Source organism: Kitasatospora viridis (genome assembly GCF_007829815.1).
Taxonomy (GTDB): domain Bacteria; phylum Actinomycetota; class Actinomycetes; order Streptomycetales; family Streptomycetaceae; genus Kitasatospora; species Kitasatospora viridis.
Map to the genome: position 1 here is coordinate 2,159,177 of NZ_VIWT01000001.1, position 19,018 is coordinate 2,178,194.

The 19,018-nt window shown below is 69.6% G+C and carries 13 protein-coding genes; 6 read left to right on the plus strand and 7 right to left on the minus strand.

From position 1 onward, the window contains the following. Positions 1-19 precede the first annotated feature (19 nt). From FHX73_RS09495 to FHX73_RS09520, 6 genes are all read left to right on the plus strand, one after another. Entirely contained in the window at positions 20-2,407 is a 2,388-nt protein-coding gene (locus FHX73_RS09495; protein WP_170304878.1) for a peptidoglycan binding domain-containing protein, read from the plus strand. Positions 2,408-2,972: 565 nt separating this feature from the next. Beyond that, positions 2,973-3,998, plus strand: a complete 1,026-nt coding sequence (locus tag FHX73_RS09500; RefSeq protein WP_145904579.1) for an ABC transporter permease — start codon at positions 2,973-2,975, stop codon at positions 3,996-3,998. Positions 3,999-4,142: 144 nt separating this feature from the next. Further along, positions 4,143-5,918, plus strand: coding sequence for an ABC transporter substrate-binding protein (locus tag FHX73_RS09505; protein ID WP_145904580.1), 1,776 nt, complete (start codon positions 4,143-4,145; stop codon positions 5,916-5,918). Positions 5,919-6,080: 162 nt separating this feature from the next. Further along, positions 6,081-7,064 carry an ABC transporter permease gene (locus FHX73_RS09510; protein WP_145904581.1) on the plus strand — a complete coding sequence of 328 codons (984 nt, stop codon included), beginning with the start codon at positions 6,081-6,083 and terminating at the stop codon, positions 7,062-7,064. Between the two features lie 55 nt (positions 7,065-7,119). Beyond that, positions 7,120-8,193, plus strand: a complete 1,074-nt coding sequence (locus FHX73_RS09515; RefSeq protein WP_145904582.1) for an ABC transporter ATP-binding protein — start codon at positions 7,120-7,122, stop codon at positions 8,191-8,193. 28 nt (positions 8,194-8,221) lie between these two features. Continuing rightward, the gene (locus FHX73_RS09520) at positions 8,222-9,328 is read left to right on the plus strand and encodes an ABC transporter ATP-binding protein (RefSeq protein WP_145904583.1); all 1,107 of its coding nucleotides are present in this window, start codon (positions 8,222-8,224) and stop codon (positions 9,326-9,328) included. A gap of 60 nt (positions 9,329-9,388) precedes the next feature. Here FHX73_RS09520 and FHX73_RS09525 read toward each other — a convergent pair whose 3' ends face one another. The 7 genes from FHX73_RS09525 to FHX73_RS09555 all read right to left on the minus strand — a co-directional run bounded on the left by FHX73_RS09525 (position 9,389) and on the right by FHX73_RS09555 (position 18,995). Further along, positions 9,389-10,507 (minus strand): ABC transporter ATP-binding protein, encoded by a 1,119-nt coding sequence (locus tag FHX73_RS09525; protein WP_170304879.1) that lies wholly within the window; start codon positions 10,505-10,507, stop codon positions 9,389-9,391. Next, positions 10,497-11,558, minus strand: coding sequence for an ABC transporter ATP-binding protein (locus FHX73_RS09530; protein ID WP_145904585.1), 1,062 nt, complete (start codon positions 11,556-11,558; stop codon positions 10,497-10,499). The genes FHX73_RS09525 and FHX73_RS09530 overlap by 11 nt, the downstream gene beginning before the upstream one ends. Positions 11,559-11,574: 16 nt before the next feature. After that, positions 11,575-12,603, minus strand: coding sequence for an ABC transporter permease (locus tag FHX73_RS09535; protein ID WP_145904586.1), 1,029 nt, complete (start codon positions 12,601-12,603; stop codon positions 11,575-11,577). Next, entirely contained in the window at positions 12,596-13,519 is a 924-nt protein-coding gene (locus FHX73_RS09540) for an ABC transporter permease (protein WP_145904587.1), read from the minus strand. The genes FHX73_RS09535 and FHX73_RS09540 overlap by 8 nt, the downstream gene beginning before the upstream one ends. A gap of 84 nt (positions 13,520-13,603) precedes the next feature. Next, positions 13,604-15,232, minus strand: coding sequence for a peptide ABC transporter substrate-binding protein (locus FHX73_RS09545; protein ID WP_145904588.1), 1,629 nt, complete (start codon positions 15,230-15,232; stop codon positions 13,604-13,606). 177 nt (positions 15,233-15,409) lie between these two features. Beyond that, complete coding sequence (typA, locus tag FHX73_RS09550; RefSeq protein ID WP_145904589.1) at positions 15,410-17,278, minus strand: translational GTPase TypA; 1,869 nt, start codon at positions 17,276-17,278, stop codon at positions 15,410-15,412. A gap of 148 nt (positions 17,279-17,426) precedes the next feature. Then, positions 17,427-18,995, minus strand: a complete 1,569-nt coding sequence (locus tag FHX73_RS09555) for an ABC transporter family substrate-binding protein (protein ID WP_145904590.1) — start codon at positions 18,993-18,995, stop codon at positions 17,427-17,429. Positions 18,996-19,018: the final 23 nt, after the last annotated feature.

The following is a 19,018-nucleotide window of genomic DNA, read 5'->3' on the forward strand; positions in this document are numbered from 1 at the left end:
AACCCGGAGCAGAGCAGCATTGAGCAGCCGCGATTCTGACAACGCCAACCCCCGTCGGGGGGCCGGCGCACCTGACGCCTATCCCTCGGGCACGCCGCCGTACGGCATCCCCGGGCTCGGCAACGGCTTCGACCCCTTCGTCCAGACCGCTGGTCCGGACCCGGAGCCGGAGACGCCGAAGACCGAGACCACCCTGACCACCCGGATCTCCATCAACATCCCGGGCTCCCGGCCGATCCCACCGGTGGTGATGCGCAGCGCGGTCAAGCCCGAGGAGGGCGAGGCCAGGGCGGCCGCGGAGCCGCCGGCCCCCGCCGGGCCGCGGCACCGCTCGGCACCGCCGGCCGCGCCGGTGCTCGGGGTGATGGACCCCAGCGGGCGGACCAGCACCCCGCCGGACCTGCCGCCGCAGTGGCGCACGCCGGTGCCGCCGAAGGGCGCGGAGGGCGCCGAGTCGGAGTCCACCGGCGAGTGGTTCCGGCCGCGGCAGCGCAACCGCCCGGACAGCGTGGGGGCGCCGACGGCTCCGGGTGCGCCCGGTGCCGCGGTCGGTGCGCCCGGCGCGCCGGGCGGCGAGGCCCCGCTCTTCTCCGCGCACCCCGCGCCGGGCGCGCCGCTGCGGCAACCGGCCGACGGCGGCTCGCCGTTCGCGCCCGGACCGGCCGGCACCGGCTCGCCGTTCGCGCCCGCGCCGGGCGGTTACCCGGGCGAGCCCGCGCAGGGCGTCGGCGGGGGCTACCCGCACGCCCCGGCGGCGACCGATCCGTTCGGCACCGTCACCACGCCGCCCCAGGGTGTGCCCGGCTACCCGGCGCAGGGCCCCGGCGGCACCCCGCCGAACGGCGTGCCGCTGCACCGGGACCCGCAGCACCCGGGCTTCCCGGCCGCCGACGGCCCGGGCGGTACCCCGCCCAACGGCGTGCCGCTCTACCCCGGCCCGCAGGGCGCGCACCCCGGCACCCCGCCGAACGGCGTGCCGGGCTTCCCCGGTGCGACGCAGCATCAGGATCCGTTCGCCCAGGGCGGCGCCCCGCGCTTCCCCGGCGACGCGTCGTCCCCCTACGCCAACGACCCGTTCAACACCGCTCCCGCCCAGGCGGCCGCCGCGGCGGCGCCGGGCGCCCCGGCCGAGGCGGCCGGTCAGCGCCCGCTCGGCAACCCCGGCGCGCCGGGCCGGTTCGCCCGCCCGCAGCAGCCGCTCACCCCGGAGCCCAACCGGTTCGCCCCGTCGGCCGGTGAGCCGGAGGACACCCAGATCGGCGGGTTCGAGCCGATCTCCGGCGAGGCCATACCTGGCCTGCCGGTGACCGGTGTGTACGGCGCCGCCCCGAGCGGCCCCGCGGGCCCCGGCGGCCCCGGCGCCCCGGCGGGTCCCGATGGCGTCCCCAACTCCCCCGCCCCGCAGGCGGTTTCGCCCGAGCCGCCGAAGAAGGCGGCGCCCGCCGCCAAGCCGAAGCCCGGCGGCAAGGCGAAGAAGCTGCTGGTGACCGGCGTCGGCGGGGTGGTCTTCCTGGGCGCCGCCGCCTACGGCACCGGTCTGATGCTCAACCAGGCCGACGTCCCGCGCGGCACCACCGTGCTCGGCACCGCGATCGGCGGCGACAGCCGTGACCAGGCGGTGCACCAGCTGGACGCCACGGTCGGCAAGATCGGCCAGAAGCCGATCCAGCTGAAGCTCGGCAGCCAGGCGCTCACCCTGGACCCGACCACCGCCGGCCTCACCTTCGACACCACGGCCACGGTGGACGGCCTGACCCACCACAGCTACAACCCCTCCGACGTCCTCGCGTCGCTGACCGGCGGCAGCACGGCGGTGCCGCCGGCGGTCCGGATCGACCGCGCCAAGCTCAAGGCGGCGCTGGACGGTCTGGCCGCCAACTCGGCGCAGGGGTACAAGGAGGGCTTCGTCCAGTTCGACGACTCCGGCGCACCGGTGGTGGTGCCGGGCCAGCCGGGCCAGGCGGTCGACGACGCCTCGGCCGTGGACCAGGTGGTGCAGAGCTACCAGGACCGGGCCAACGGCAAGAGCGACGCCCCGGTGACCCTGGCGGTGACCACGGCCCAGCCGAAGACCACCACCCAGGCCCTGCAGCAGGTCGCGGACGGCCTGGGCAAGCAGATCGCGTCCGGGCCGGTGACGATCCAGGCGGGCGCCAAGAAGCTGGTGCTCTCGCCCGCCAAGTTCGGCAAGGCCCTGGTGCTCTCCCCCGACGCTTCGGGCAACATCGGTCCGCAGTGGGACCTGAACCAGCTCGGCACCCTGGTCGGCAACGCCTTCGACAAGGTCAAGTACAAGAAGAGCGACGGCACTCTGGCCCCGATCACCACTCAGGACGTGGCCGACGCGATCACCCAGGTCTATGACAAGAACACGACGACCGATCGCACATTCCACTTCCGTATGTGAGCATGCCAATATGAACTGACGATCCATTGGATGGAGCCCCGGAACGCGCAGCGTTCCGGGGCTCCACGCCTTTCCCGGCGACATCTCGCCAGTGGCGTGTAACTGTCACCACCCCTGGGCAGCGTCCTTCCCGACGGATTACCAGGAGGGGCGCCAATTGCTGACGAAATGTCGCCAGCGGCGGCTTCCCGCCAAATCCGTCCGATAACCGGACGCTGAAAACCGCTCGGTAACCCACCCATACCAGTCCAAATCGGACACTGTAATCTACGCGCATTGACTCGCTATCGAGCGGATCATCGCGTTCAGATACCGGTGAAGCTAAGCCCTCGTTACGAACTTATGAACGCGCTTTGTGGCTTTATGTCCGTTTTAGACCGTCTCGCTGAGGGGCTGTCAAGTAGCTGAAAGCTACAAGCTGATTGACTTTCCAGAACGAAGCCAAAACCTGGAGTCCAGCCACAGAGAAACTCTTGACGTTCGATAAACGAGTTGCGAGAGTCCGTTCGACCAACTTCTTCCTCGTTGCTGCTGCACAGACCACACCGGCGGGAGCTTTCGCACCATGACGACGCCAACTGAGGACACGACAGAGACCGAACCGGTCCTCGTCGCGTCCGCGACGGGAGACTCCGGCAACAAGCCGGCAACTCTCCAAGGGCGCACCCCGGGCCAGATTGCCTGGAGCCGCTTCAAGCGCAACCGCATCGGTATGATCTGCGCCGGCATCGTGATCCTCTACATCCTGGTCGCGATCTTCGCGCCGGTGATCACCGGCCTCTACGGTCAGTCGCCCTACATCCCCTACGGGGACCGGGACATGAGCCTGCTGGACAGTTCCAGCCTGCCGATCGGCCCCAACGGCGGGATGAGCGCCACCCACTGGCTGGGCGTCACGCCCGGCAACGGGTTCGACATCTTCGCCAAGCTGGTCTACGCGATCCGCACCTCGCTCGGCATCGGCCTGCTGATCACGATCCTCTCCAGCGTGGTGGGCATCGTCCTCGGTGTCGCGCAGGGCTACCTGGGCGGACGGTTCGACTACTTCACCGGTCGCTTCACCGACCTGCTCCTCGGCCTGCCGAGCCAGCTGTTCTTCATCGCCTTCACGCCCATCGTGGAGAACTGGTTCGTCCCCTCGGACCGCGCCATGTCGACCTCGCTGCGCGTCATCTCGGTCGTGCTGGTGCAGTCGTTCCTCGGCTGGATGGCCACCGCCCGTCTGCTCCGCGGCATGTCCCTGAGCCTGCGCGAGCGCGAGTACGTCGAGGCCGCCAAGATCACCGGTGCCTCCTCCTGGCGCATCATCTTCAAGGAGCTGATGCCCAACCTGGCCACCACGATCCTGGTGCAGGTCACCCTCCTGCTGCCGGCGATGGTGACGGCCGAGGCCGGCCTCTCCTTCCTGGGTGTCGGCATGGTCGACCCCACGCCCGACTGGGGCCTGATGTTCCAGGACGCGGCCAAGTACTACCAGAACGACCTGACGTACCTGATGGTCCCCGGTCTCTCGCTGATGATCTTCGCCGTGGCGTTCAACCTGTTCGGTGACTCCATCCGCGACGCGCTGGACCCGAAGACCATCCGCTGACTCGCGCCGGGCCCCGAGCCCGGCGCGCACCACTGCACCACTGCTCGATCCCCCGCTCCCCCAGCACCGGCCACCCCGGGGCAGAGTCGCCCCGCCGGTCCGCGCTGGCCAGACACAGCAATGACCAGTGACAGGTAGGAACCAATGAGACTTCGCAAGGCAGCACTCGTGCCGGCGCTCGTGGCGGTCAGCGCCCTCACGCTGTCCGCTTGTGGTGGGGGCGGCGGCAGCAAGCCGTCCGCGTCGAGCAGCACCGGGGGCGCCAAGTCCTCCGTGCAGAACTTCTCGATCGGCACCAAGGCCGACTCGACCGGCCCGGCCGCGGACGTCCCGGGTGCCAAGCAGGGCGGCACCGCTCACGACATCGAGGCCAGCGGCTTCGACTACCTGGACCCGCGCCAGCAGTACGTCAACCAGCTGCAGGCCATCGGCATGCTGTACAGCCGCCAGCTGACCAACTACAAGACCGACCCGCAGACCGGCAAGGTCACCCTGGTCGGCGACCTCGCCACCGACACCGGCACCATGTCGGACGGCGGCAAGACCTGGACCTGGACCCTCAAGGACGGCCTGAAGTTCGAGGACGGCACGCCGATCACCTCGAAGGACGTCAAGTACGCGGTCGAGACCCTGTACCAGGACTACCAGACCAACGGTCCGACCTACTTCCCGACCTGGCTCTCCGGCGCCGACTACCGCAAGGTGTACCAGGGCCCGCAGAACGGCCAGGACCTGCCGGACAGCGTCATCAGCACGCCGGACAACAAGACCATCACGTTCCACTTCCAGGGCATCCACACCGACGCCAACTTCGCCGCCGCGATGCCCGACATCACGGCCATCGAGAAGTCGGCCGACACCGGCCCGAAGTACGACAACCACCCGGTCTCGATCGGCCCCTACAAGATCGCGGACTACCAGAAGGACAAGTCCCTCACTCTGGTCAAGAACCCGATGTGGGACCCGAAGACCGACCCGATCCGCCACCAGTACGTGGACAAGTGGCAGGTCGAGCTCAACGTCGCCAACCCGCAGCTGACCCAGCGTCTGATGGGTGGCGCCGGTGACGACAAGGACGCGCTCACCCTGGTGACCAACGCGGACTCCAGCCTGATCAAGAACATCCAGGACGACTCGTCCATGGCGTCGCGCACGATCAGCCAGTTCCTGCCGTTCGTCGACACCTTCGACATCAACACCACCCGGATCACCAACCCGGCGGTGCGCAAGGCGCTGGCCGTGGCGTTCCCGGCGGCCCAGGTCAACCGTCAGCTCGGTGGCTCGGCCACCGGCGACCTGGCCGGCAACCTGGTCAGCCCGACCGTGGCCGGCTGGCAGAACACCGACCCGCTGGGCATCAAGGCCAACCCGACCGGTGACCCGGCCAAGGCCAAGCAGATGCTGCAGGCGGCCGGCGCGCTCGGCACCCACATCGAGCTGGGCTACGCGAACACCCCGCGCTGGCAGCAGGTTTCCACCACCGTCGTCGACGCCCTGAACCAGGCCGGCTTCAACGCGGAGAAGAAGGAAATCGACGCCACCACCTACTACTCGGTGATCGGCAAGGTCGACAACCAGTTCGACCTGTACCGTTCCGGCTGGGCGGCCGACTGGCCGACCGGTGACACCGTGATCCCGCCGACCCTGGACGGTCGCCAGATCGCCGACGGTGCGACCAACTACTCGCACTACAACAACCCGGCGATGAACTCGCAGATGGACCAGATCGAGTCCATCGCGGACCAGAACCAGGCCGGCGCCCAGTGGATGAAGCTGGCTGACCAGATCCTGTCCAACGACGTCCCGCAGATCCCCTACGCCTACGACAAGTTCTTCCAGGTCTACGGTGCGGGCGTGGGCGGCGTCGCCTACAACCCGGTGATCGGCTCGGTGGACGTCTCCAGCATCTACATCAAGTAATAGCAATCGGGTCCGGAGCCGCCCTCCGGGCCCGGCTCCCCTGGGCGGGGCCACCCTTGCGGGTGGCCCGGCCCGGGCCGCGTGTCGCCCCCCGTGACCCGGGGGGCGCACACTCCACGACGTGGCCGCCGCAGGCGCCCTCACTTCGGAAGAGCTCATCCCATGCTCCGATTTCTCGTCCGCCGGGCGCTCGGCGCGATCGTCATCATTCTGCTGCTGATCTGCCTGACGTACTTCGCGTTCTTCTCCATGGCAGTGGACCCGGCGCAGCTCGCCTGCCCGCCGAAGTCCTGTACTCCGCAGCTGCTTGAGCAGATCCGCCAGAACATGCATCTGAACCAGCCGATCTACCTCCAGTTCTGGCACTACTTCAGCGGGCTGTTCGTCGGTCAGGACTTCGGTCAGATCGGCCACTGCGCGGCCCCCTGCTTCGGCTACTCGTACAACTCGCAGGACTTCGTCTGGAACAAGATCGCCGCCAACTACCCGGCCACCTTCGTGCTGGCCATCGGCGGTGCCATCTGCTTCCTGACCATCGGTGTCGGCCTGGGCATGCTCTCCGCCTGGAAGCAGGGCACCATCTGGGACCGGATCGCCAGCTCGCTGTCGCTGATCGGCCAGTCCACCCAGATCTACTTCCTCGGCCCGCTGGCCATGGCGCTCTTCGTCTACAGCCTCGGCTGGCTGGACCGCCCGCAGTACGTGCCCTTCACCCAGGACCCCTGGGGCTGCTTCACGGGCATGATCCTGCCGTGGCTGGTCATGTCGGTCATCTTCTGGGCCAACTACTCGCGCCAGGTCCGCTCCCTGATGCTGGAGCAGCTCTCCGAGGACCACATCCGCGCGGCCCGCGCCAAGGGCATGTCGAACACCTACGTGTGGTGGCGCTACGCCCTGCGCGGTGCGATGGCCCCGATCATCACCATCTTCGGCATCGACCTGGGTGCCGTGTTCTCCGGCGCGATCATCACCGAGTACACCTTCAGCATCCAGGGCCTCGGCTTCCTGGCGGTCAAGTCGGTCAACAACGCCGACCTGTACCTGGAGCTGGGCGTGCTGATCTTCAGCTCGGTCGCGATCCTGCTGTTCAACATCATCGTTGACGCCGCTTACGCTCTCCTCGACCCCCGGGTGCGGCTGGGATGACCCCGACCGTGTCCACGTCCTACCCGCACAGCCCCGCCCCCGAGGAGATCCGACCGTGAGCACCCTCACCAAGTCCGAGCCCGCCGGCACCGCACCCGAGACCGCCGGCCCCTTCCTCTCGGTGCGCGACCTGCAGGTCCGTTTCCGCACCGAGGACGGCATCGTCAAGGCCGTCAACAACCTGACCTTCGACCTGGAGCGCGGCAAGACCCTCGGCATCGTGGGCGAGTCCGGCTCCGGCAAGTCGGTCTCCAACCTCGCCGTGATGGGTCTGCACAACCCGCGCAACACCACCATCGAGGGCTCCGTCACCCTCGACGGCAAGGACCTGCTCCACGCCTCGCAGCGGGACCTGGAGAAGCTCCGCGGCAACAAGATGGCGATGATCTTCCAGGACGCGCTGGCCGCGCTGTCGCCGTACTACACGATCGGCCGGCAGATCGCCGAGCCGTTCATGAAGCACACCGGCGCCAGCAAGAAGGAGGGCCGCGAGCGCGCGATCGAGATGCTGCGCCGGGTGGGCATCCCGCAGCCGCAGACCCGGGTCGACGACTTCCCGCACCAGTTCTCCGGCGGTATGCGCCAGCGCGCGATGATCGCCATGGCGCTGGTCTGCGACCCCGAGCTGCTGATCGCCGACGAGCCGACCACCGCGCTCGACGTGACCGTCCAGGCCCAGATCGTGGACCTGCTCAAGGACCTCCAGCAGGAGTCCGGCACCTCGATCATCTTCATCACCCACGACCTCGGCGTGATCCGCGAGATCGCCGACGACGTGCTGGTGATGTACGCGGGTCGCGCCGTCGAGCGCGGCACCATGCGCGAGGTGCTCAAGAGCTCCCAGCACCCGTACGGCTGGGGCCTGCTCAGCTCGATCCCGCGGATCAACGCCTCGGTCGACATCCCGCTGATGCCGATCCCGGGCACCCCGCCGTCCCTGCTGAACCCGCCCTCGGGCTGCGCCTTCAACCCGCGCTGCACGTACAAGGAGCTGGTGCCCGGAGACCGCTGCGTCACCGAGCGCCCGCCGCTGGAGATGGCGAACGGCCACCTGTCGGCCTGCCACCTGACGGCCGAGCAGAAGCAGTCCATCCTCACCGAGCAGATCCTGCCCCGGCTGAGCAGCTGAGCCTCGGTAAAGGAGCCAAGGAAATCCCATGAGCGCAGAGCAGACCTCGCTGGCCAAGAAGAAGGAGCCGGCCGCCGCCCCCGGTCGTCCCCTCCTGGAGGTCGAAGGCCTCACCAAGCACTTCCCCGTGATGGGCGGGTTCCCGTTCAAGCGGCAGGTCGGTGCGGTGCAGGCGGTCGACGACGTCAGCTTCACCGTCGCCGAGGGCGAGAGCCTGGGCCTGGTCGGTGAGTCCGGCTGTGGCAAGTCGACCACCGGTCGTCTGGTCACCCGGCTGTACGAGCCCACCGCCGGCAGCATCAAGTACCTCGGCCAGGACATCACGCACGCCTCCCGCAAGGAGCTGGCGCCGATCCGGTCCGAGATCCAGATGATCTTCCAGGACCCGTACTCCTCGCTGAACCCGCGTCACACCGTCGGTACGATCATCACCAACCCGATGGAGATCAACGGGATCAACCCGCCCGGCGGCCGCGAGGCCCGGGTCAAGGAGCTCCTGGAGATCGTCGGCCTGAACCCGGAGCACTACAACCGGTTCCCGCACGAGTTCTCCGGCGGTCAGCGCCAGCGCATCGGTGTCGCCCGCGCGCTCGCCCTCAACCCGAAGCTGATCATCGCCGACGAGCCGGTCTCCGCGCTCGACGTGTCGATCCAGGCCCAGGTCGTCAACCTGCTGCAGAACCTGCAGCGGGAGCTGGGCATCGCCTTCGTCTTCATCGCCCACGACCTGTCGATCGTGCGGCACTTCTCGCAGCGCGTCGCGGTGATGTACCTGGGCAAGGTCGTGGAGATCGCGGACCGCGACTCGCTCTACGAGCGGCCGCGCCACCCGTACACCCACGCGCTGCTCTCGGCGGCCCCCGACGCCGACCCGGACAACGCCGCGGCCGAGCGGATCCGGCTCACCGGTGACGTCCCGTCGCCGCTGAACCCGCCGTCCGGCTGCCGGTTCCGCACCCGGTGCTGGAAGGCGCAGGAGAAGTGCGCGACGGAGGAGCCGGTGCTGCTCCAGCTCTCCGGCAGCGCCGACGGTCACCTGACCGCCTGCCACTTCCCGGAGGACGGCGACGCCAAGCCCGCGACGGCGGCCAAGGTCACCGACACCGTCCCGGAGCCGCGCGAGACCGAGGACTGACCGGTCCGAGCATGCGTCAGGGCCCCTCCCGCTCCGTGCGGGAGGGGCCCTGACGCGTTCTCAGGACCCGCTGCGGTCGCCCTCGGTGGCGGCGCCGCCGTCATCGGCCCGCTCCGACGCGAAGTGGCACGCCGAGTCGTGCGCCGCCGGCCCGGTGAGCCAGTGCGGCCGGGCGAGCAGCGGCTCCTCGATGGCGCACTTCTCCTGGGCCTTCCAGCACCGGGTGCGGAACCGGCAGCCGGAGGGCGGGTTGGCCGGGGAGGGCACGTCGCCGGTGAGCACGATCCGGTCCCGGTGCTCCCGGGCGCCCGGGTCCGGCACCGGCACGGCGGACAGCAGCGCCTGGGTGTACGGGTGGGTGGCGTGGTCGTAGATCTCCAGGTCGGCGCCGATCTCCACCATCTTGCCCAGGTACATCACGCCGACCCGGTCGGAGATGTGCCGCACGATCGACAGGTCGTGCGCGATGAACATGTACGACAGGTCGAACTCGCCCTGCAGCTGCTCCAGCAGGTTGATCACCTGGGCCTGCACCGAGACGTCCAGCGCGGACACCGGCTCGTCGCAGATGATGATCTCCGGCTTCAGCGCCAGGCCGCGGGCGATCCCGATCCGCTGGCGCTGGCCGCCGGAGAACTGGTGCGGGTAGCGGTTGATGTACTCGGGGTTGAGCCCGACCACGTCCAGCAGGTCCTGCACGGCCTTGCGCCGCTCGCCCTTGGGCGCCACCTCGGGGTGGATCTCGTAGGGCTCGCCGATGATGTCACCGACCGTCATCCGCGGGTTGAGCGAGGTGTACGGGTCCTGGAAGACCATCTGGATGTTGCGCCGGACCGCCTTCAGCGCCGAGCCGCCCAGCCGGGAGATCTCCTCCCCCTTGTAGCGCACCGAGCCGCCGGTGGCCTGCTCCAGGTTCATCAGCACCTTGGCCAGCGTGGACTTGCCGCAGCCGGACTCGCCGACGATGCCCAGCGTCTCGCCCTTGATCAGGTCGAAGGAGACGCCGTCCACCGCCTTCACCGCGCCGACCTGCTTCTTGAAGAGCACGCCCTGGGTCAGCGGGAAGTGCTTGACCAGGCCGCGCACTTCCAGGATCGGCTCGCCGCTGGACACCGGGTGGGCGAAGGCCGCCTCCTCCGGTTGGGCCGCGCCGAGCGCGGTGGCGCCGTCATTCACCACGGAGCGTCTCCTTCCAGAAGTGGCAGGCACTGGCCCGGCCCGGGCGCGGCGCGCCCGACTCGTCGGTCACCTCGAAGAGCGGTGGCTCGGTGGTGCGGCAGATCTCCTGGGCGCGCGGGCAGCGCGGGTTGAAGGCGCAGCCCGGCGGGATCCGCAGCAGGTTGGGCGGCAGGCCCTTGATCGCGTAGAGCTCCTGGCCCTTCTGGTCCAGCCTCGGGATCGAGTCCAGCAGGCCCTGCGTGTAGGGGTGCCCGGGGCCGCCGTAGAGGTCGTGCACCGGCGCGGTCTCGACGATCCGTCCGGCGTACATCACCGCGATCTTGTCGGCCACGTCGGCCACCACGCCGAGGTCGTGGGTGATCAGGATCAGGCCCATCCGGTACTCGGCCTGGAGCTCCGCCAGCAGGTCCATCACCTGGGCCTGCACGGTCACGTCGAGCGCGGTGGTCGGCTCGTCGGCGATGATCAGGGCCGGTTCCAGGGCCATCGCCATGGCGATCATGATGCGCTGGCGCATGCCGCCGGAGAACTGGTGCGGGTAGTCGTCCACCCGGTTCCCGGCCGCCGGGATCCGCACCCGGTCCATCAGCTCGATCGCCTTGGCCCTGGCGTCCTTGCGCGAGGCGCCCTGGTGCACCCGGAACATCTCGCCCAGCTGGGCGCCGACGGTGTGCACCGGGTTGAGCGCGGAGAGCGCGTCCTGGAAGATCATCGCGACCTGGGAGCCGCGGATCTTGCGCCGCTCCTCCTTGCCCATCTTCAGCAGGTCGCGCCCCTTGAAGAGGATCTGACCGCCGGTCACGAAACCCGGCGGACTGTCCAGGATGCCCATCACGGCCTGCGCGGAGACCGACTTGCCGGAGCCCGACTCGCCCAGGATGGCCAGCGTCTCGCCGGCGTCCACCGAGTAGTTCACCCCGTTGACCGCCTTGGCCACCCCGTCCCGGGTGCGGAACTCCACCTTCAGGTCGCGCACTTCCAGCAGCGGTTGGGTCCCGGTGTCGGCCTCGGCCGTACCGGGCTGCGGCGCGCTGATGCTGCTGCTACTCATCGCTGGTGGCCCTCTCTCAGCGCAGCTTGGGGTCAAGGGCGTCGCGCACCGCGTCGCCGAGCATGATGAAGGCGAGCACGGTGATGCTCAGCGCGCCGGCCGGGAAGAGCAGCATGTGCGGCGCCACGCTGAAGCTGTCCGAGGCGGCCGAGATGTCGATGCCCCAGGAGACGGTCGGCGGCTTGAGGCCGACGCCGAGGTAGCTCAGGGTGGCCTCCAGCGCGATGTAGGTGCCGAGCGCGATGGTGGCGACCACGATGATCGGTGCGACCGCGTTCGGCAGGATGTGCCGGAGCATCAGCCGCGAGCTGCCCGCGCCGAGCGCCCGGGCCGCGGTCACGTAGTCCTGCTGTTTCGCGGTGATCACCGCGCCGCGCGCGATGCGGGCGAGCTGCGGCCAGCCGAGCACCACGATGAAGGCCACCACGATCCAGATCGACTTGGTCTTGATCACCGAGAGGAAGACCAGGCCGCCGAGCAGGATCGGGATGCCGAAGAAGATGTCGGCGATCCGGGAGATCAGCGAGTCGGTCGCGCCGGCGAAGAAGCCGGCCAGGCCGCCCAGCAGGGTGCCGACCAGGGCCGCCCCGGCGGTGGCGCAGACGCCGACCGTGATCGAGGCCCGGGCCCCGTAGACGGTGCGGGCGTAGACGTCGCAGCCCTGGGTGTCGTAGCCGAACGGGTGCCCGGAGGTGGGCCCCAGCTGGGACTTGGTCAGGTCGCAGTTGAGCGGGTTGGTCGAGGTCATCATCCACGGGAAGATCGCCACCAGCACCAGGAAGACGATCAGCAGGCCCGAGACGATGAAGATCGGGTTGGTCCGCAGGTCCCGCCAGGCGTCCTGCCAGAGGCTGCGCGGCGCCACCCGGTCGTCGGCGGCGGGGGCCTGCGGTTGGTCCTGGAGGCGTTCCGCCTTGATCAACGTCTCGCCTTCCAAGGTGCCGAGGTCGAACTGGCGGTTCTCTACCGCACTCGGCATCTCCTCGTCTTCCTTGCCGGCCTCGGCCAGCGGATCCGAGTCGTTGTACTTCTCCTGGTCAGGCATACCGGATCCTCGGGTCCAGGACCGCGTAGAGCAGGTCGACGAGCAGGTTGGCCGCCAGGAAGACGATCACCAGGATGGTCACGAAGCCGACCACGGTGTTGCTGCTCTGCCGGACGATCCCCTGGTAGAGCGTGTAGCCGACGCCGTGGATGTTGAAGATCCGCTCGGTGACCAGCGCGCCGCCCATCAGCGCGCCCAGGTCGGTGCCGAGGAAGGTGACCACCGGGATCAGCGAGTTCCGCAGCAGGTGGTTGATCACCACGCGGCGCCTCGGCAGCCCCTTGGCCACCGCGGTGCGCACGTAGTCGGCCCGGGAGTTCTCCGCGACCGTGGTGCGGGTCAGCCGGGCCACGTAGGCCAGCGAGACCGAGGCCAGCACGATGCCGGGCAGGATCAGCGACTGGAAGGTGACGTCGAAGCCGACCGTGGCCGGCAGGATCCCCCACTTCACCCCGACCAGGTACTGCAGCACGTAGCCGGTGACGAAGGTGGGGATGGAGATCACCACCAGGGTCAGGATCAGCACGCTGTTGTCCGCGATCCGGCCCCGGCGCAGCCCGCTGAGCAGGCCGAGGCCGATGCCGACCACCACCTCGATGGTGAAGGCGACGGCGGTCAGCTTGAGCGTGGTCGGATAGGCGGCGGCCAGCTGCGAGGTGACGGTCTGTCCGCTGAAGGTGGTGCCGAAGTCCCACTTGAACAGCCGGCCCATGTAGAGCAGGTACTGCTGCCAGAGCGGGTCGTTCAGGTTGTACTGGGCCCGGATCTGGGCGGCGACCGCCGGGTCGGGGGCGCGGTCGCCGAAGAGCGCGTTGACCGGGTCACCGAGCGCGTGCACCATGACGAAGATCAGGAAGGTGGTCCCGATGAAGACCGGGATCATCTGGAGCAGGCGCCTCAGGACGTAACGTCCCATGCGAACCTCCCACAGGGCGGCGATCGAGGGGGCGGACGAGCGGCGGCGGCCCGCTCCGCGCGGGAGCGGGCCGCCGGCGCCGGGCTAGCTGGTGGTGATCTGCCAGTAGACCGGGATGCTGAACGGGTCGAGCGTCACGTTGTTGACGTGGTTGGACCAGGCGACCGTGCCGTTCTGGTACCAGAGCGGGATCGCCGGCACGTCGGTGACCAGCATCTTCTCCGCGGTCTGGAAGTCCGCGACGGACTTGGCCTGGTCGGGCTCGGCGTTCGCGGTGTTCACCTGGCTGTCGAAGGCCGGGTTGTTGTAGTGCGAGTCGTTGGACGAGCCGCCGACCGTGTAGACCGGCTGCATGAAGTCCTGGATCAGCGGGTAGTCCATCTGCCAGCCGGTGCGGAAGGCGCCGGTCATCTTCTGGCTGGTGACCTGGTTGCGGAAGTCCGCGAAGGTGCCGATCGGGTTCCCGACGCAGGCGTTGTTGTTGCCCAGTGCCTGGTTGATGCTGTTGCAGGTGGCGTCGACCCAGTCCTTGTGGCCGCCGTCGGCGTTGTAACTGATCGTCAGCTGGCCGCCGGGGATGCCGCCGCCCTGCTGGATCAGCTGCTTGGCCTTGGTCGGGTTGTAGGTGCACAGGTCACCGCAGAGCCCGGCCTTGTAGCCGCCGGAGTCGCCGAGCACCGGGGAGGTCCAGTCGGTGGCCGGGGTCCGGGTGTTGGTGAAGATGGTCTTCGTGATGGTGGGCCGGTCGATCGCCATCGAGATGCCCTGGCGCACCAGCTTGGCGTTCTCGGTGTTCCAGTTCGCCTGGTAGAGCGGGAACGAGATGGTCTGGATGATGCCGGCCGGGGTGTTCAGGAACCGCCCGCCGCTCGCCCCGCCGGCCAGCGTCTTCAGCGCGGTGGTGGAGAGCGTGTTGTCCACGTCCAGCGCGCCGGACTGCAGGTCCGAGTAGGCCGCGTTCGGGTCGGTGTAGACGGTCAGCGTGATGCCGCCGTTCTTCGGCTTGTTGGCACCGCTGTAGTCCGGGTTCGGCACCAGCTGCATCTGCTGGCTGCGGGTGTACGACTGGACCATGTAGGGCCCGTTGCCGATCGGCTTGTTGAGGTAGCCGGCGTGGTCGCTGAAGAAGGCAGCGGGCAGCGGGTAGTAGGCGTTGTAGCCCAGGGTCTGCGGCCAGGTGGAGAACTTCTGGGTGAGCGCCACCGTGAAGGTGTTGTCGTCCACCACCTTGAGGCCGGACATGGTCTGCGCGGTCGGCGAGCCGGTGGCCGGGGCGACGTCGTTGTAGCCCTGGACGTAGGCGAAGAAGCTGGCGTCGATCTGCTTGTTGGTGGAGAGCGCGCCGTAGTTCCAGGCGTCCACGTAGGACTTCGCGGTCACCGTCGTGCCGTCGCTGAACTTCCAGCCCGGCTTCAGCTTCACCGTCCAGTTCTGCTGGTCGGAGGAGGTGATCGAGTCGGCGTTGGCGTTGCTCGCGGCGCTCGTCTTGGGGTCGTACTGGACCAGGCCGGCGAAGATGTTGTTCATCACCGTGGCGCCGTTCACCTCGTTGGTGTTCGCCGGTTCCAACGGGTTCTGCGGGTCGCCCCACCAGGCTCGGACGACTCCGCCGGACGACGAACCGCCGCTGCTCTTGCTGCTGCTGCAGCCGGTGGCCGCCAGGGCCACCGAGGTGACAGCGACGATGGCCCAGCGGATCTTGGCTGCGCGCATGGATGTCCCTCCTACCGGGGTGTGTGGTGCATCACACCCCATTCGAAGGGTCAGATCGCGGCGGCGCACCCGCAGCAGGGCCAGTCGGGCCCACAGTACGACCGAACGGGTGCTGAAACGCCGTCAGCCGGCTCCCCCGAGGGGGAGCCGGCTGACGGTGCGTCGACTGGCGAGGCGTCAGGCCTTCTTGGCGCGCGAGGCGGTCCGGCCGCGCTCCTTCTGGTCCAGGACGACCTTGCGGATGCGCACGGTCTCCGGGGTCACCTCGATGCACTCGTCCTCGCGGCAGAACTCCAGCGACTGCTCCAGCGAGAGCTTGCGCGGCGGCACCAGGTTCTCGGTGGTGTCGGAGGAGGCCGCACGCATGTTGGTGAGCTTCTTCTCCTTGGTGATGTTGATGTCCATGTCGTCCTGGCGCGAGTTCTCGCCGACGATCATGCCCTCGTACACCTCGGTGGTGGGCTCGACGAACAGGGTGCCGCGCTCCTGGATGCCCATCATGGCGAACGGGGTCACGACACCGGCGCGGTCGGCCACCAGCGAACCGTTGTTGCGCATCCGCAGCTCGCCGAACCACGGCTCGTGGCCCTCGAAGATGCTGTGCGCGATGCCGGTGCCGCGGGTGTCGGTCAGGAACTGGGTGCGGAACCCGATCAGACCGCGCGACGGCACGATGAACTCCATGCGGACCCAGCCGGAGCCGTGGTTCGTCATGGTCTCCATGCGGCCCTTGCGGACGGCCATCAGCTGGGTGATCGCGCCGAGGTACTCCTCGGGGCTGTCGATGGTCATCCGCTCGACCGGCTCGTGCACCTTGCCGTTGACGACCTTGGTGACGACCTGCGGCTTGCCGACGGTCAGCTCGAAGAGCTCCCGGCGCATGGTCTCGACCAGGATGGCCAGCGCCAGCTCACCGCGGCCCTGCACCTCCCAGGCGTCGGGGCGCTCGGTCGGGATGACGCGCAGCGAGACGTTACCGATCAGCTCGCGGTCCAGGCGGTCCTTCACCATGCGGGCGGTGACCTTGTGGCCCTTGCCGCCCTTGCCGACCAGCGGCGAGGTGTTGGTGCCGATGACCATGGAGATGGCCGGCTCGTCCACCGTGATCAGCGGCAGCGCGACCGGGTTCTCCAGGTCGGCCAGGGTCTCGCCGATCATGATGTCGGGGATGCCGGCGACGGCGCAGATGTCGCCCGGGCCGGCCACCTCGGCCGGCTTGCGGGTGAGCGCCTCGGTCATCAGCAGCTCGGTGATCTTGACCTGCTGGATCGAGCCGTCCCGCTTCATCCACGCGACCTGCTGGCCCTTGCGCAGCTCGCCCTGCTCGACGCGGCAGAGCGCGATGCGGCCGAGGAAGTTGTCGGCGTCCAGGTTGGTGACGTGCGCCTGCAGCGGGGCGTCCTCGTCGTACTCCGGGGCCGGGACGTGCGCCAGGATGGTGGAGAAGAACGGCTCCAGCGAGTCGCTGTCGGCCGGGACGGTGCCGTTCTCCGGCTTGGTCAGCGAGGCGACGCCGTCACGGGCACAGGCGTAGACGATCGGGAACTCGATCTGGTCCTCGGTGGCGTCGAGGTCCAGGAAGAGGTCGTAGGTCTCGTTGATGACCTCGTCGATCCGGGAGTCCGGACGGTCGGTCTTGTTGATGCACAGGATGACCGGCAGCTTCGCGGTCAGCGCCTTGCGCAGCACGAAGCGGGTCTGCGGCAGCGGGCCCTCGGAGGCGTCGACCAGCAGGACGACCGCGTCCACCATCGAGAGGCCGCGCTCGACCTCGCCACCGAAGTCGGCGTGACCCGGGGTGTCGATGATGTTGATGGTGATCGGCGCGCCACCCTCCTTGGGGTGGTACTTGACCGCGGTGTTCTTCGCGAGAATGGTGATGCCCTTCTCGCGCTCCAGGTCGTTCGAGTCCATCATGCGGTCGTCAAGGTGCTGGTGGGCCGCGAAGGCACCAGCCTGCTTGAGCATCGCGTCGACCAGGGTCGTCTTGCCGTGGTCGACGTGGGCGACGATGGCGACGTTGCGGATGTCATTGCGCGTGGGCATGCGGAGCGAACTCTCCCGGAGTCGTGGGTTGTGGCGCCCCGGTGCATTCCCTGACCGGTCCACCTGCCGGGCGGCACATGCCACGGCTTGTCCTATGGTACGTGGCCGCCGGGTGGCGCTGCTCAGCGGAGCGCGCCGGACGGGGTGGTCAGCGCAGGAAGCCGAGGTCCTGGTAGCGCGGCCAGCCGAAGCCGTAGGCGCCCGCGCCGGCCACCGGGGCGCGCACGGCGACCAGTTCGGGGCGCTGGTAGAGCGGCACCGAGTGGCCCTCCTGCCAGATCCGCTGGTCGGCCTGGAGCAGCAGCGCGGTCCGGCGGGCCTGGTCCGGCTCGGCGGCGGCCCGGTCGAAGAGCTGGTCGATCTCGTCGGTTCCGGTGCCCCCGTAGTTGAGGCCGGGCACCGGGCGGCCGTCCGGGCCGGGCCGCGGCTTGGCGTAGAGCGGGCGCTCGTCCACCGCCGGGAAGGCGGTGGCGGGCCAGGAGAAGAGCGCCAGGTCCCAGTCGCCGACCGCCAGGTGGTCGGGCACGAAGCCGGCCGCGGGCACCGCGTGCGCCGTCACGGCGACGCCCCGCGGGGCCAGCTGGGCGACCAGGGCGTCGACGGTGCGGCGGGCGGCGGCCGAGCCGTCCGGGTAGATCAGCGAGAGGTCCAGGCGCAGCTGCTTGGCGGTGTCGGCCAGCGCGGCGCTGTCGTCCTGGTAGCCCGCCTGATCGGCCATCAGCAGGTGGTTGCCGAGCGGTGCGGCGGGCAGGCCGAGCGGGGTGAGCGCGGCGTCGGCCAGCTTGGCCCGGTCCACCAGCGCGGCCACCGCCCGGCGCACCCCGGCGTCCGCCAGCGGGCCGCGGGCGCCGTTCAGGGTCAGCTGGGTGAAGGCCGGGGCGGCGGCCCGGTGCAGGGTGACGCCGGTCAGCGACTCGGCCCGGTGGACCAGCCGGACGGCGCTGTCCACGGCGTCCGCCGAGGCCGCCACCGGGGGGTGGTCCACGGTGCCCTCCAGGGCGGCGACGTCGACCTGGTTCTGCTGGAGGGCGGCCAGCCGGTCCGTCGTGGCCAGGAAGTCGAGCTCGTCGACCTTGGGGGCGTCGCCCCACCAGTGCGGGGAGCGCACCAGGACCGCCCGGCCGCCCTTGGCGTCCAGCGTGCGCAGGGCGAACGGACCGGCCGAGAGCGGCAGGCCCCCGGCCGGGTAGAGCGGGCTGAACAGGCCCTGCCAATCCTGGTACGGCTGCCGGAAGACCACCTTCACCTGGTGCGGTCCGGCGCCCGGGCCGACCGACTCGATCGCCCCGTAGCCCGGGTTGGCGGCGCGCAGCGCCGTCCACTGGGCCGTGAAGTCGGCCGCGGTCAGTGGAGTGCCGTCGCTCCACACCGCCTTGGGGTTGAGCCGGTAGACCACCGTGCTGCCGTGCTGCTCCGCGCCCGCCAGGTAGTCCGGGTCGGCCACCGGGCGCCCCCGCTCGTCCAGCCGGTAGAGGCTGGGCAGCAGGGCGTGCGCGATCAGCGCGGTGTCCGGCGGCGCGTCGGCCGCGTAGACGTCCAGGGCGGCCGGCACCTCGTCGACCGCCCAGCGCAGCGTGCCGCCCTCGCGCACCGCGGCCCGGTCGGCCGGCGTGAGGTCGGCGGCGACGACGGGCTTCGGGGCGGCGGGAGCGGACCCGCCCGAGCAGCCGGCCAGTGCGGGGAGCAGCAGCACGGCCGCCGCGAGCAGTCGCTTCATGACGTCCACTCAACTCCAGCGGG

What these genes read in the sequence shown, in the direction of transcription:
- FHX73_RS09500 (WP_145904579.1), top strand. Translation starts at nt 2,973, where the DNA reads ATGACGACGCCAACTGAGGACACGACAGAGACCGAACCGGTCCTCGTC.
- FHX73_RS09505 (WP_145904580.1), top strand. Translation starts at nt 4,143, where the DNA reads ATGAGACTTCGCAAGGCAGCACTCGTGCCGGCGCTCGTGGCGGTCAGC.
- FHX73_RS09510 (WP_145904581.1), top strand. Translation starts at nt 6,081, where the DNA reads ATGCTCCGATTTCTCGTCCGCCGGGCGCTCGGCGCGATCGTCATCATT.
- FHX73_RS09520 (WP_145904583.1), top strand. Translation starts at nt 8,222, where the DNA reads ATGAGCGCAGAGCAGACCTCGCTGGCCAAGAAGAAGGAGCCGGCCGCC.
- FHX73_RS09530 (WP_145904585.1), bottom strand. Translation starts at nt 11,558, where the DNA reads ATGAGTAGCAGCAGCATCAGCGCGCCGCAGCCCGGTACGGCCGAGGCC.
- FHX73_RS09535 (WP_145904586.1), bottom strand. Translation starts at nt 12,603, where the DNA reads ATGCCTGACCAGGAGAAGTACAACGACTCGGATCCGCTGGCCGAGGCC.
- FHX73_RS09540 (WP_145904587.1), bottom strand. Translation starts at nt 13,519, where the DNA reads ATGGGACGTTACGTCCTGAGGCGCCTGCTCCAGATGATCCCGGTCTTC.
- FHX73_RS09545 (WP_145904588.1), bottom strand. Translation starts at nt 15,232, where the DNA reads ATGCGCGCAGCCAAGATCCGCTGGGCCATCGTCGCTGTCACCTCGGTG.
- typA (WP_145904589.1), bottom strand. Translation starts at nt 17,278, where the DNA reads ATGCCCACGCGCAATGACATCCGCAACGTCGCCATCGTCGCCCACGTC.
- FHX73_RS09555 (WP_145904590.1), bottom strand. Translation starts at nt 18,995, where the DNA reads ATGAAGCGACTGCTCGCGGCGGCCGTGCTGCTGCTCCCCGCACTGGCC.